Below are 12,568 nucleotides of genomic sequence, written 5' to 3' on the forward strand. Positions count from 1 at the left end.
TGTTCCGGCGTGTCACGCTGGTCGAGGCCCAGGGGGCGACAAGCCCCCTCCCCTTACACCCCACCTGGAGTGAATCTTCATGGGCAAGGCAGAGCAGTTCAAGGACCGGGCGCAGCAGGCGACCCAGCAGGCGAAGCAGAAGATGACGAACGCGAAGGACGAGGCGTCCGAGCGTGCGTCGCGTGCGAAGAGCGGCCGCTCCGAGGAGGAGATCCGCCGGTCCCAGCAGGTGGACCGCGACCGCCGCGAGCAGGACCGCGACGTCGTCTGACCTCGTCTGACGTCGTCTGACGTCGGTCCGTCGGAAGGCGCACCCGGGACGCCGGGTGCGCCTTTCGCGCGTCGTAAGCACGGGGTGGGGGCAGGGCCGAGCGGGGGCGGTTCCGCGCCGTGCGAACGGGGGGTGACCGGGGGAGCGATGCCGCGTACCTTGGCGATCATGCCCGAGCTGCAGCGACTCCGACCCGAACACGCCCCGGCCCTGCTCGCGTTCGAGCGGGAGAACCGTGGGTACTTCGCCGCCTCCGTGCCCGACCGCGGGGACGCCTACTTCGAGGAGTTCGAGGCCCGGCACCAGGCCCTGCTGGACGAGCAGGAGACCGGCGGCATCCACTTCCACGTCCTCGTCGGGGACGGCGGGGAGATACTCGGCCGCTTCAACCTGGTCGACGTGGCCGACGACAGCGCCGAACTGGGGTACCGGGTGGCCGAGAACGCCACCGGCCGCGGCCTCGCCACGGCCGGCGTGCGCGAGGTGTGCCGGCTGGCGGTGGACGGATACGGGCTGCGGCGGCTGACGGCCGTCACGACCCTCGACAACGCCGGTTCGAGGGCCGTGCTCGGACGCGTCGGCTTCGGCGCCGTCGGCAGCGTGACGATCGACGGCCGGGCCGGGACCGCCTACGAACTGGACCTGGGCGGCAGCTTCGGCCGGGAGCGGTCGGGCACGTCGGCGTAGCCGGGCGGGGTGGCCGCCGGCGTCTCGGCGAGCAGCGCGAGGGCCACCTCGACCGCGTCGTCGAGCTGCGCGTGTCGGCCCTCCGCCCAGTCCAGCGGGGTGCGCAGGATCGCCAGGTCCGGTTCCACGCCGTGGTTCTCCACCGACCAGCCGTACTCCGGGAACCAGGCGGCGTTCATCGGCACCGTGATCTGCGTGCCGTCGCCCAGCCGGTGGCGGCCGGTCATGCCGACCACCCCGCCCCAGGTCCGCTGGCCCACCACCGGGCCGAGACCGAGCAGCTTGAACGCCGCCGTGATCATGTCCCCGTCCGAGGAGGTCGCCTCGTCGGCGAGCGCGACCACCGGCCCGCGCGGTGCGTTGGACGCGTACGAGACGGGCTGGGCGTTCCTCGTCAGGTCCCAGCCGAGGATCTTGCGGGTGAGCTTCTCCACGACCAGCTCGCTGATGTGACCGCCGGCGTTGCCGCGTACGTCCACGATCAGCGCCGGCCGGGAGACCTCCATCCGCAGGTCGCGGTTGAACTGCGCCCACCCCGAGCCGCCCATGTCGGGGATGTGCAGATAGCCGCACTTGCCGCCGCTGACCTCGTGCACCACCGCGCGCCGCTTGGCCACCCAGTCCTGGTAGCGCAGCGGCCGCTCGTCCACCAGCGGCACGACCGCGACCCGGCGCGCCCGGCCCTCGCCCTCCGGCGGCCGGAACGTCAGCTCCACCGTCGTACCGCCGGAGGCGGCGAGCAGCGGGTACGGGCCGCACACCGGGTCCACCGGGCGCCCGTCCACCTGCGTCAGGAGCGCGCCGGGGCGGATGCCGGTGCCCGCGAGCGGGGAGCGCGCCTTGGAGTCGGAGGAGTCGCCGGGCAGGATGCGCTTCACCATCCAGCTCCCGTCCCGGGCGACGAGGTTGGCGCCCAGCAGGCCCATCGGCCGCTGGTAGTGCGGCGGTCCTTCGTTGCGGCGGGCGGGGGTGACGTACGCGTGCGAGGTGCCCAGCTCGCCCAGGACCTCGCGCAGCAGGTCGGCGAACTCGTCCGGGGAGGCGACCCGTTCGATCAGCGGACGGTACTGGTCCAGGACGGCCGCCCAGTCCACCCCGCCCATGTCGGGCTCCCAGAAGTACGCGCGGATGATCCGGCCGGCCTCGTCGTAGGCCTGGCGCCACTCCGCCTCCGGGTCGACCTCGTGCACGATCCGCCGCAGGTCCATGTAGACGGTCGAGTCGGAGTCCCCGGTCTCGGTCGACGGGACCGCCCGCAGCTCGCCCTCGTCGACCACGACCAGCCGGGACCCGTCGCCGCTGACCGCGAACCAGTCGAGGTGCTGGACGAGTTCGCTCTTACGCGCCCTGGCGATGTTGAAGTACTCCAGGGTGGGCCGGCCGGTGGTGTCGGCCGGGTTGGCGAACGTCTCGCCGAGCGCGCCCGAGATGGGCCAGCGCAGCCAGACGAGGCCGCCGCCGCTGACCGGGTGCAGCGCGGAGTACTTGGAGGCGGCGACCGGGAACGGCGTCACCCGGTCGGGGAGCCCCTCCACCTCCACGATCGCGGTGCCCTCGCCGCTCTCGGTCTCGCTCTCGCCCGGGTCGAGGCCGCCCGCCGCCGGGCGCCCGTCGGGCAGCAGCGCGAACGGGGACGGGGTCGCCGAGGACAGCGGGACGAGATAGGGGCGGCAGCCCAGCGGGAACGACAGGTCGCCGGTGTGCACGTCGTACACCGGGTCGAAGCCGCGCCAGGACAGGAAGGCGAGGTACCGGCCGTCGCGTGTGAAGACCGGGTTCTCGTCCTCGAAGCGGCCGTTGGTGACGTCGATGATCGTCCGCGACCCGGGCGGCCCGGCGATCCGGGCCATCTTGATCTGGCGCAGCGAGCGGCCGATGCCGGGGTGGGACCAGGTCAGCCAGGCGCCGTCGGGGGAGAAGGCGAGATCGCGCACCGGGCCGTTGAGCGAGCGGATCAGCTCGGTGACCCTGCCTTCGGGCTCCTGGTCGTGGGACTCGTCGCCGCCGGACTCCGTGCCCTGGGGTTCCCCGGCGTCGGGCGCGGGACCGCCGGGCCCCGCGCCGGCGGGTGCGACGGCTTCCGGCGGTCCGGACGCTCCGGCCTCCGGCGTTTCGGTTTCCCGTAGGCCGGCCCCGGGCTCCTCGGGTCCCGGCTCCTCGGTTTCCAGTAGGCCGGCCCCGGGCGGCTCGGCACCCGGCTCCTCGGTCGTGTCGATGAGGAGCAGCCGGCCGTCGTGGGAGGCGATGGCGAGGCGTTCGCCGTCGGGGTCGGAGACCAGTTCCTCGACCCGGCCGAGCACGCCCGAGGCGAGCCGCCGGGGCGGGCGTTCCCCGCTCGCCCGGGGCAGCGAGGCGATCTCGATCGCGTCCTCGCCGTCCGCGTCGGTGACGTAGGCGACCTGGCCGCCGCTGCCCAGCATCTCCGGCAGCCGGACCCGTACCCCCGGGGTGTCGGTGATCGTCCGGGCCGGTCCGTCGCGGTGGGTGAGCCAGTACAGGCTGCCGCGCACCGAGACCGCGCTGGCCCGGCCCGTCTCGTCGACCGAGAGGGCGTCGACGTGGTGGGCGGCCGGGACCTGGTAGCGGCGCCGTCCGGCGCGCGGCCCCCCGAGCCGTACCTCCAGCTTGCGGGGGACGGAGTCGGCGGACAGCTCGTCGACGATCCACAGGTCGCCCGCGCACTGGTAGACCACCCGCCGCCCGTCGCTGGAGGCGTGCCGGGCGTAGAAGGCGTCGTGGTCGGTGTGGCGGCGCAGATCGGTGCCGTCGGGCAGGCAGGAGTACAGATTCCCGATGCCCTCGTGGTCCGAGAGGAACGCGACCCGGCCGGCGACGAACATCGGGCAGTCGAGGTGGCCGCCGATGTCGGGCAGCAGCTGCCGGCCGTGCAACCAGAGCCGGCCCATGGCCCCGCCGCGGTACCGCTTCCAGGACGCCGGCTCGTGCGGCGGCTTCCCGGTGAGCAGGAGCGTGCGGCGCTCGCCGTCGATGTCGGCGACCTCGATGTCGGAGACCGGCCCCCAGGGCATGCGGCCGCCGGGGGAGCCGTCCGTGGGGACGGTGTAGGCCCAGGAGAAGTACGAGAAGGGCTGGCCGTGGGAGGAGACGGCGAGGATGTCGGACTTGCCGTCCTTGTCGGGGGGCGACCAGCCGCAGACCCGGGTGTCGGTCGATCCCCAGTAGCTGAGGCGCCGGGAGGGGCCGCCCTCCACCGGCGCGAGGTGGATCTCCGGATCGAGGCTGCGCCAGCTCGTGTACGCGAGGTGGCGCCCGTCCGTCGAGAAGCGCGGGTGGCCGACTCTCGTCCGGTCGACGGTGATCCGCCAGGCGCGGCCCGGGTGGTGGCCCTCGGGCACCAGGGGAGCGACCCAGAGGTCGTCCTCGGCGGCGAAGCACAGCAGATCGTCGTGGAGGTGCGGGAAGCGGAGGTACGCGGCGCTTTCACTCACTCCCCAATGCTTTCCGCGGGGAGGGGGCGCGGCAACTTGGGGAGCCGAATCTTTCGAGGGACCTTGGGGGACTTCGGGGAGGTTCGGGAGAGTCGGTGGGGAGCGCCGTGCGTGCCGGGCTGGATCTGGCGGGTGTGTGCCACGACACGTACGAAACGGTTTCGTTTCGCCGGGCCCCGGGGTACCTTCTTACTGTACGAAACCGTTTCGTTCGGATGGAGACCGATCATGGCCCGCAGCAGACTCACCCCGGAACGTGAGTCGGAGCTGTACGAGGCCGTGCTCGACCTCCTGCGCGGAGTCGGCTACGACGCCCTCACCATGGACGCCGTCGCCGCCCGCACCCACTCCAGCAAGGCCACCCTCTACCGCCAGTGGGGGAGCAAGCCCGAGCTCGTCGTCAAGGCGATGCTCCACAACAAGCCGGCCGGTCTCGACGAGATCGACACCGGCTCGTTGCGGGGCGACTTCCGGGCGATGCTGGAGCGGACCGACGACTGCCAGATGGAGAAGGACTCCGCGCTGATCCGGAGTCTGGCCCATGCCGTCCACACCAACCCCGACCTGCTCCAGGCGCTCCGCGAACTGCTCATCGATCCCGAGTTGAGCGGCTTCGAGGAGGTCCTGAGACGAGCGGTGGACCGGGGCGAGGTCAGCGCCGACAACCCGGCGCTGAAGCTCGTCCCCCACATGCTGATCGGGGCGTTCATCGCCCGCCCGCTGATCGAGGATCAGCCGGTCGACCACGCCTTCCTCAGCGCCTACGTCGACGCCGTCGTGCTCCCCTCACTCGGCGCCTGACGTACGACCCGCACGCCCCCGTGCGGACCCGTACATCCCGTGCGGACCCGTACATCCCGTGCGGACCCGTACACCCGGTACGCGGCCGCACACCGTACGCCCCGTACGACTCGTAGTCCCCAGTTCCTGACGTCGCACCGCTCACGCCGTCGGGCCGGCTCCCCATGCCCTTGTCCCGTCCAACAAAAATGGGAGTACGCCCCCGTGGCCACGTTCCTCTACAAGCTGGGTCGCTCCGCCTTCCGGCGCCGACGGCTCGTCGCCCTGCTCTGGGTGGCGCTGCTCGCGCTCGCCGGAGTCGGCGCCGCCACCGCGCCCGCCGCGACCTCCAGCTCCTTCTCCATACCCGGCACCGAGGCCCAGAAGGCCTTCGACCTGCTGGAGCAGCGCTTCCCCGGCGGCAACGCCGACGGGGCCACCGCCCGGGTCGTCTTCCAGGCCCCCGACGGCCAGAAGATGACCGACCCGGCCAACAAGGCCAAGGTCCAGAAGGTCGTCGGCGAGCTGAAGTCCGGCTCCGACGAGGTCGCCTCGGTCACCGACCCGTACACCGCCCAGGCGGTCTCCAAGGACGGCTCGACCGCCTACGTCTCGGTGAGCTACAAGGTCAGCGGCATGGAGCTGACGGACGCCACCCGCGCCGCCCTGGAGAAGACCGGGCACGACGCCCAGGGGCAGGGACTGACCGTCGAGATCGGCGGTGACGCGCTGCAGACCATGCCGGAGACCGGTGCGGGCGAGATCGTCGGTGTGGTCATCGCCGGCTTCGTGCTCGTCGTCACCTTCGGCTCGCTGGTCGCCGCCGGACTCCCGCTGCTGACCGCGATCATCGGCGTCGGCATCGGCGTCTCCTCGATCACGGCCCTCGCCAATGTCCTCGACCTCGGCTCGACCACCTCGACCCTCGCGATGATGATCGGCCTCGCGGTCGGCATCGACTACGCCCTCTTCATCGTCTCCCGCTACCGCGCGGAGCTCGCCGACGGCCGGGAGCGCGAGGAGGCCGCGGGCCGCGCGGTCGGTACGGCCGGCTCGGCCGTCGTCTTCGCCGGTCTGACCGTCGTCATCGCCCTCGTCGGCCTCGCCGTCGTCAACATCCCGATGCTGACGAAGATGGGCTTCGCCGCGGCCGGCACGGTCGTGATCGCCGTCCTGATCGCGCTCACCCTGATCCCGGCGCTGCTCGGCTTCGCGGGCGAGAAGGTCATGGGACGCAAGCAGCGCAAGGGGCAGGGCGCGCAGACCGAGGGCGAGGGCGGCAAGCCCAACATGGGCGCCCGCTGGGCCCGGTTCGTCCTCCGCCGCCCGGTCATGGTCCTGCTCGTCGGCGTCCTCGGCCTCGGGGCGATCGCCCTGCCCGCCGCCTCCCTGGAGATGGGCCTGCCGGACGACGGCGCCAAGCCGGTGTCCGCCACCGAGCGCAGGGCGTACGACCTGCTGTCGGACGGCTTCGGCCCCGGCTTCAACGGCCCGCTGATGGTCGTCGTCGACGGTGACAAGGCCGTCGCCGAGTCCACCGTGCAGAAGATCGAGGACCTCGACGGGGTCGTCGCCGTCACGCCGCCGACGCCGAACAAGGCCGGCGACACCGCGATGATCACGGTGATCCCGAAGGACCGCCCCTCCTCGGTCGCGACCGAGGAACTGGTCCACGACATCCGTTCCGCGACCGGTGACAACGTCCTGGTCAGCGGCGCCACGGCGATGAACATCGACTTCTCGCAGAAGATGAACGACGCGCTCGTGCCCTATCTGGCGCTGGTCGTCGGACTCGCCTTCCTGCTCCTCATGGTGGTGTTCCGCTCGATCCTGGTGCCGCTGAAGGCGGCCCTCGGCTTCCTGCTCTCGGTGGTCGCGGCCCTCGGCGCGGTCGTCGCGGTCTTCCAGTGGGGCTGGCTCGGCGGGCTCTTCGGGGTCGAGCAGACCGGCCCGATCATGTCGATGATGCCGATCTTCATGGTGGGTGTCGTCTTCGGTCTCGCGATGGACTACGAAGTCTTCCTCGTCACCCGGATGCGCGAGGCGTACGTCCACGGCGAGCGGCCCGGCGAGGCGATCGTGACCGGCTTCCGGCACAGCGCCCGGGTGGTCACCGCCGCCGCGGTGATCATGATCGCGGTCTTCTCCGGATTCATCGGCATGACCGACCAGATGATCAAGATGATCGGCTTCGGCCTCGCCGTCGCCGTCCTCTTCGACGCCTTCGTGGTCCGCATGGCCATCGTCCCGGCGGTGCTCGCGCTGCTCGGTCACAAGGCGTGGTGGCTGCCGAAGTGGCTGGACAAGGCGCTGCCGAACGTGGACGTCGAGGGCGAGGGGCTCGCGAAGTCCCAGGACGCGCCCCAGGACCCGGAGCGCGAGCTCGTGAAGGTCTGAGGCCGCCTCCCGAAGGACCCCGGGTCGCCCGCTTGAGCGGAGCGGTCGGCCCGGATCGCGCCGGAACCTGTGGGGACGGGGAGCCGACGCGGACCTACGCCGTCATCGTGTCGAGCTCGACGCGGTGACGGCGTAGGTGTGCCGGAGGAAGCGGAGCAGCACGGTGGCGTCGAACTGGACGACCGCGACACCGTCCGTCGTGTGGAACTCGACGATGGTCTGGACGCGGCCGCAGGGCCACACCCCGATATCGCCGCCGCGGGCCGGGGCGCGCATCCCGGTCTCCAGCAGGGCCCGGGGGAAGGACCACTCGATGTTGCCGGGAAAGGCGAAGCACACGGTCGCGGGGTCGGAGTCCGGGTCGAAGCGCAGGGCGACGGGGACGGGTCGGGAGAGTGGGGCGTCGGTGATGATCCTGCCTTTGGCGTGATCTTCGACTGCGTGGTCATCCGCGGCGGGGGGCATCGGGCGACTCCTCACACTCAGGGTGTTACTTCCCTAATGTCCCATATTTTCCGATAAAGGGGATGGTGGGCCCCGACCCTTACTGTGACCTCACCGCTCTTGCGAGGTCTTTGCAGGTGGCGTCATCATCGAGGACGTGCATGTACCTGACGGATTCATCAACGCCCCCGTATCGGTCGCCGCCGGAGTCGTCGCCGCGGGCGCCGTCGCCGTCAGCCTGCGTGGAGCCCGCCGCGAGCTCGACGAGCGGACGGCGCCGCTCGCCGGCCTGGTCGCCGCCTTCATCTTCGCCGTGCAGATGCTGAACTTCCCGGTCGCCGCCGGGACCAGCGGACACCTGCTCGGCGGCGCGCTCGCCGCCATCCTCGTCGGGCCCTACACGGGCGTGCTCTGCATCGCCGTGGTCCTGCTGATGCAGGGCATCCTCTTCGCCGACGGCGGCCTCACCGCGCTCGGCGTGAACATCACCGTCATGGGCGTGGTCACCGTCGTCCTGGCGTACGCGCTCTTCCGCGGCCTCGTCCTCGTCCTGCCGCGCACCCGCCGCTCGGTGACCGCCGCCTCCTTCGTGGCCGCCCTCGTCTCCGTACCGGCCGCGGCCGCCGCCTTCACCCTGGTCTACGCGATCGGCGGCACCACGGACGTCCCGATCGGCAAGGTGCTCACCGCGATGGTCGGGGTCCACACCCTCATCGGCATCGGCGAGGCCGCGATCACGATGCTGACCGTCGGCGCGGTCATCGCCGTCCGCCCCGACCTCGTGTACGGCGCCCGGGGCCTGACCGCCCCGCTGAAGCTGCGCGTCGACGGCGAGCTGGTCGACGCCGCCCCGGCCGCCGCCCCGGCGCCGGCCGCCGGCGGCTCCCCGAAGAAGGTCTGGATCGGCGGCCTGGTCGCCGCCCTCGTCCTGGCCGGCTTCGTCTCCTTCTACGCCTCCGCCGACCCGGACGGCCTGGAGAAGGTCGCCGCCGACAAGGGCATCGACACCCAGGTCGAGGAACACGCCGCGGCCGACTCCCCGCTCGCCGACTACGGCGTCCGGGACGTCGAGAACGCCCGCCTGTCGGGCGGCCTGGCCGGCGTCATCGGCGTGGGCGCGACCCTGGCCGTCGGCACCGGCGCGTTCTGGGTCGTCCGCCGCCGCAGGGCCGCCGCGACCGAGATCGGAGCCGACTCCGGGACCGGCACGGGGGCGCGGGTCTGAGATGGGTACGGCTCGGACGGCGCGGACCGCTCCTGCCACGGCACGGGCGTCCGGCGGGCACGCGACCGTGACAGGGACGGGCGCGCGGCCGGCCCGTCCGGACCCGGCCCTGCCCCGGTCGAGCGCGCGGCCGGCCTGCTCAAGCCCGCGCCTGAGCCCGAGCGCACGCCCGCGTTCCAGCGCGCGCCCGGGCCTGACCCCGAGCACGCACCCGAGCGCACGCCCCCGCCCCCGCCCGTCCACCACCCCCGGCGGCTGAGATGGGCGCCGGACACGCGCACAAGCTGTACCGGCGGGGCGACTCGCCGGTCCACGCGCTCCCCCCGCACACCAAGCTCGCCGCCGTCCTCGGCTTCGTGGTCGTCGTGGTCTCCACGCCCCGCGAGGCCGTCTGGGCCTTCGCCCTCTACGCCGCCCTGCTCGGCGCCGTCGCCGTACGGGCCCGCGTCCCGGCCGGCTTCCTGCTGCGGCGCCTGGTGATCGAGGTCCCCTTCGTCGCCTTCGCCTTCCTGATGCCGTTCGTCGTCCCCGGCGAGCGGACCGACGTCCTCGGCGTCCCGCTCTCCGTCCCCGGCCTCTGGGGCGCCTGGAACGTCCTCGCCAAGGGCACCCTCGGCGTCGCCGCCTCCGTACTCCTGGCCTCCACCACCGAACTGCGCGAGCTGCTCCTCGGACTCCAGCGCCTCCGGCTGCCGCCGCTGCTCGTCCAGATCGCCTCGTTCATGATCCGGTACGGGGACGTGATCACCGACGAGATGCGCCGGATGTCCATCGCCCGCCGCTCGCGCGGCTTCGAGGCGCGCGGCGTCCGCCACTGGGGCGTCCTCGCCAAGTCCGCGGGCGCGCTCTTCATCCGCTCGTACGAGCGCGGCGAGCGCGTCCACCTGGCGATGGTCAGCCGGGGGTACGCCGGCTCCATGCCGGTCATCGACGAGGCGACCGCGACCCGGACCCAGTGGCTCCAGGCCGCCTCCCTGCCCGCCGCCGCCCTGCTGATCTGCCTGTTGGGATGGACCCTGTGACCGCTCCCGCCTCCCTCGACGTACGCGGCCTCGCGTACGCCTACCCCGACGGCCACCAGGCCCTCTTCGGCGTCGACCTCACCGTCGGGCGCGGCGAGCGGGTCGCCATCCTCGGCCCCAACGGCGCCGGGAAGACCACCCTCGTCCTGCACCTGAACGGCATCCTCACCGGCGGCGCGGGCACGGTCACCGTCGCCGGGCTCCCCGTCGAGAAGCGGAACCTCGCCGAGATCAGGCGACGGGTCGGCATCGTCTTCCAGGACCCCGACGACCAGCTGTTCATGCCGACCGTCCGCGAGGACGTGGCGTTCGGACCGGCCGCGGCCGGAGTGCGCGGCGCGGAGCTGGAGGCCGTGGTCCACCGCGCCCTGGAGCGCGTCGGCATGGCGGAGTACGCCGACCGGCCCCCGCACCACCTCTCCTTCGGCCAGCGGCGCCGGGTGGCGGTGGCGACCGTCCTCGCGATGGAGCCGGAGATCCTCGTCCTGGACGAGCCCTCCTCCAACCTGGACCCCGCCTCGCGCCGCGAACTCGCCGACGTCCTGCGCTCCCTGGACGTCACCGTCCTCATGGTCACGCACGACCTGCCGTACGCCCTGGAGCTGTGCCCCCGGTCGGTGATCCTCAGCGACGGGGTGATCGCCGGAGACGGCCCGACCGCGAGGATCCTGGCCGACGCGGAGCTGATGGAGCGCAACCGCCTGGAGCTGCCGTACGGCTTCGTCCCGCAGTCCGTCACCTGACGCGGACGCCCGCAGCCCCCCGTACGGCCGGAACCGGCACCCGGAATCCGGGACTCAGGGCCCGCGTTGCACCATGGGGGAGCGGGACCGGGACCGGGAGCGGTGCGGGAGCAGCGAGCGAGAGGGAGCGTGGAACGTGGACGTCCGGGGCACGGTGGCGGCGGGATTCGAGCCGGTCAGGGACGCGTTCCTGCGGAACTTCGCACAGCGCGGCGAGCGGGGCGCGGCCGTCGCCGTCTACCGCGACGGCGTGAAGGTCGTGGACCTGTGGGCCGGTACGAAGGACGTCGCGGGGGAGGCCCCCTGGGCCGTGGACACCGCGCAGGTGGTCCGCTCGGCGACCAAGGGCGTCGCCGCCGCCGTACCCCTGCTGCTGCACCAGCGCGGACAGCTCGACCTCGACGCCCCGGTGGGGACGTACTGGCCGGAGTTCAAGGCCGCGGGCAAGGACCGGGTGAGCGTACGGCAGCTCCTCGCGCACCAGGCCGGAGTGCCGGTCCTGGACCGGCCGCTCTCCCTCGCCGAGGCCGTCGACCTGGAGACCGCCACGGCCGCGATCGCCGCGCAGGCCCCCGTCTGGCAGCCCGGCACCGCCCACGGCTACCACGCCCACACCTTCAGCTGGCTGCTCAGCGGCCTCGTCCACCGGGTGACCGGCCGCACCATCGGCCGCTGGGTCGCCGAGGAGATCGCCCGCCCGCTCGGCCTCGACCTGTGGATCGGGCTGCCGTCCGACGAGGCGCACCGGGTCGGCCGCATCGGCCCGGTCGAGGAGGTCGAGCCGCCCGGCGGCGGGGCCCTGAAGCTGCGCCCCAAGCGGTCCGTCACCGAGGCGTACCGCGACCCCGGCTCGCTGACCCGGCGCGCCTTCGCCGCGATCGAGCCCCGGCCCGACGAGAACGACCCGGTCTACCGCGCGGCCGAACTGCCCGCCTCCGCCGGTGTCTCCACCGCCCGCGCGCTGGCCCGGTTCTACGCCTCGACGCTCGGCCCCGTCGACGGCGGCGTCCGGCTCTTCGCGCCCGCCACGCTGACCCTCGCCCGGACCGAGGAGTCCACCGGCCCCGACCGCGTCCTCGTCGTCTCCACCCGGTTCGGCCTCGGCCACATGCTCCACGGCCCGGCCTCCCCGCTGCTCGGCCCCACCTCCTTCGGCCATCCCGGCCGCGGCGGCTCGCTGGGCTTCGCGGACCCGGAGTCGGGCGTCGCCTTCGGGTACGTGACGAACGGGATGCGCAAGACGGTGACGGCCGACCCGCGCGCCCAGTCGTTGGTACGGGCGGTCCGCGCGTCGCTGTGACCCGCCCCGGACGGCGCCCCCCGCCGGGAAGGACCTGAAGATCCCTCAATGTCCCCCGTGTGAAGGACATGTGAAGGTCACGGTCCGATAAATACAGGAACCCGTTGTGCGGAGACGTTTCGGCGCCTGATAAAGATTCACATCTGGCCGTCGTCCGCCGCGCAAGGGCGGTGACACCGCCGGGGGGGCTCACGCATCGGGCCCCGGGCCGTGCCCGGGACCCCACGAACGCATTCACCTCGCTTCGCCG

General features: G+C 72.8%; 10 protein-coding genes. 8 read left to right on the forward strand and 2 right to left on the reverse strand.

Features of this window, described 5'->3' with window-relative positions; translation table 11 throughout:
* Nucleotides 1-79: 79 nt before the first annotated feature.
* Nucleotides 80-271, forward strand: a complete 192-nt coding sequence (locus tag ACZ6RC_RS27000) for a hypothetical protein (protein ID WP_391145740.1) — start codon at nucleotides 80-82, stop codon at nucleotides 269-271.
* A gap of 168 nt (nucleotides 272-439) precedes the next feature.
* Entirely contained in the window at nucleotides 440-958 is a 519-nt protein-coding gene (locus ACZ6RC_RS27005) for a GNAT family N-acetyltransferase (RefSeq protein WP_391145737.1), read from the forward strand.
* On the opposite strand, the gene ACZ6RC_RS27010 is transcribed toward ACZ6RC_RS27005, so the two are convergent.
* Complete coding sequence (locus ACZ6RC_RS27010) at nucleotides 901-4,407, reverse strand: S41 family peptidase (RefSeq protein WP_469587834.1); 3,507 nt, start codon at nucleotides 4,405-4,407, stop codon at nucleotides 901-903. The two genes, ACZ6RC_RS27005 and ACZ6RC_RS27010, sit on opposite strands and share 58 nt — an antisense overlap.
* 228 nt (nucleotides 4,408-4,635) lie before the next feature.
* Here ACZ6RC_RS27010 and ACZ6RC_RS27015 point away from each other — a divergent pair, with 228 nt between their 5' ends.
* Nucleotides 4,636-5,208 (forward strand): TetR/AcrR family transcriptional regulator, encoded by a 573-nt coding sequence (locus tag ACZ6RC_RS27015; protein WP_391145732.1) that lies wholly within the window; start codon nucleotides 4,636-4,638, stop codon nucleotides 5,206-5,208.
* A gap of 204 nt (nucleotides 5,209-5,412) precedes the next feature.
* Nucleotides 5,413-7,584, forward strand: a complete 2,172-nt coding sequence (locus ACZ6RC_RS27020; RefSeq protein WP_469587839.1) for an MMPL family transporter — start codon at nucleotides 5,413-5,415, stop codon at nucleotides 7,582-7,584.
* 102 nt (nucleotides 7,585-7,686) lie between these two features.
* Here the strand turns inward: ACZ6RC_RS27020 and ACZ6RC_RS27025 are convergent, their stop codons facing one another.
* Nucleotides 7,687-8,049, reverse strand: a complete 363-nt coding sequence (locus tag ACZ6RC_RS27025) for an SsgA family sporulation/cell division regulator (RefSeq protein WP_391145725.1) — start codon at nucleotides 8,047-8,049, stop codon at nucleotides 7,687-7,689.
* 136 nt (nucleotides 8,050-8,185) lie between these two features.
* Between ACZ6RC_RS27025 and ACZ6RC_RS27030 the strand changes: the two genes are divergently transcribed.
* From ACZ6RC_RS27030 to ACZ6RC_RS27045, 4 genes are all read left to right on the forward strand, one after another.
* A complete protein-coding gene (locus ACZ6RC_RS27030) occupies nucleotides 8,186-9,253 on the forward strand; it encodes an energy-coupling factor ABC transporter permease (RefSeq protein ID WP_469587843.1) in 1,068 nt (355 codons plus the stop codon).
* A 260-nt stretch (nucleotides 9,254-9,513) separates the two neighbouring features.
* Entirely contained in the window at nucleotides 9,514-10,275 is a 762-nt protein-coding gene (cbiQ, locus tag ACZ6RC_RS27035) for a cobalt ECF transporter T component CbiQ (RefSeq protein ID WP_453617424.1), read from the forward strand.
* On the forward strand, nucleotides 10,263-11,018 hold the full coding sequence (locus tag ACZ6RC_RS27040; protein ID WP_469587847.1) for an energy-coupling factor ABC transporter ATP-binding protein: 756 nt from the start codon (nucleotides 10,263-10,265) through the stop codon (nucleotides 11,016-11,018). Before cbiQ ends, ACZ6RC_RS27040 begins: the two co-directional genes overlap by 13 nt.
* A 136-nt stretch (nucleotides 11,019-11,154) precedes the next feature.
* Complete coding sequence (locus tag ACZ6RC_RS27045) at nucleotides 11,155-12,318, forward strand: serine hydrolase domain-containing protein (protein ID WP_391145717.1); 1,164 nt, start codon at nucleotides 11,155-11,157, stop codon at nucleotides 12,316-12,318.
* Nucleotides 12,319-12,568 lie beyond the last annotated feature (250 nt).

The organism is Streptomyces sp. NPDC048353 (assembly GCF_055587165.1).

What these genes read in the sequence shown, in the direction of transcription:
- ACZ6RC_RS27000 (WP_391145740.1), top strand. Translation starts at nt 80, where the DNA reads ATGGGCAAGGCAGAGCAGTTCAAGGACCGGGCGCAGCAGGCGACCCAG.
- cbiQ (WP_453617424.1), top strand. Translation starts at nt 9,514, where the DNA reads ATGGGCGCCGGACACGCGCACAAGCTGTACCGGCGGGGCGACTCGCCG.
- ACZ6RC_RS27015 (WP_391145732.1), top strand. Translation starts at nt 4,636, where the DNA reads ATGGCCCGCAGCAGACTCACCCCGGAACGTGAGTCGGAGCTGTACGAG.
- ACZ6RC_RS27005 (WP_391145737.1), top strand. Translation starts at nt 440, where the DNA reads ATGCCCGAGCTGCAGCGACTCCGACCCGAACACGCCCCGGCCCTGCTC.
- ACZ6RC_RS27040 (WP_469587847.1), top strand. Translation starts at nt 10,263, where the DNA reads ATGGACCCTGTGACCGCTCCCGCCTCCCTCGACGTACGCGGCCTCGCG.
- ACZ6RC_RS27025 (WP_391145725.1), bottom strand. Translation starts at nt 8,049, where the DNA reads ATGCCCCCCGCCGCGGATGACCACGCAGTCGAAGATCACGCCAAAGGC.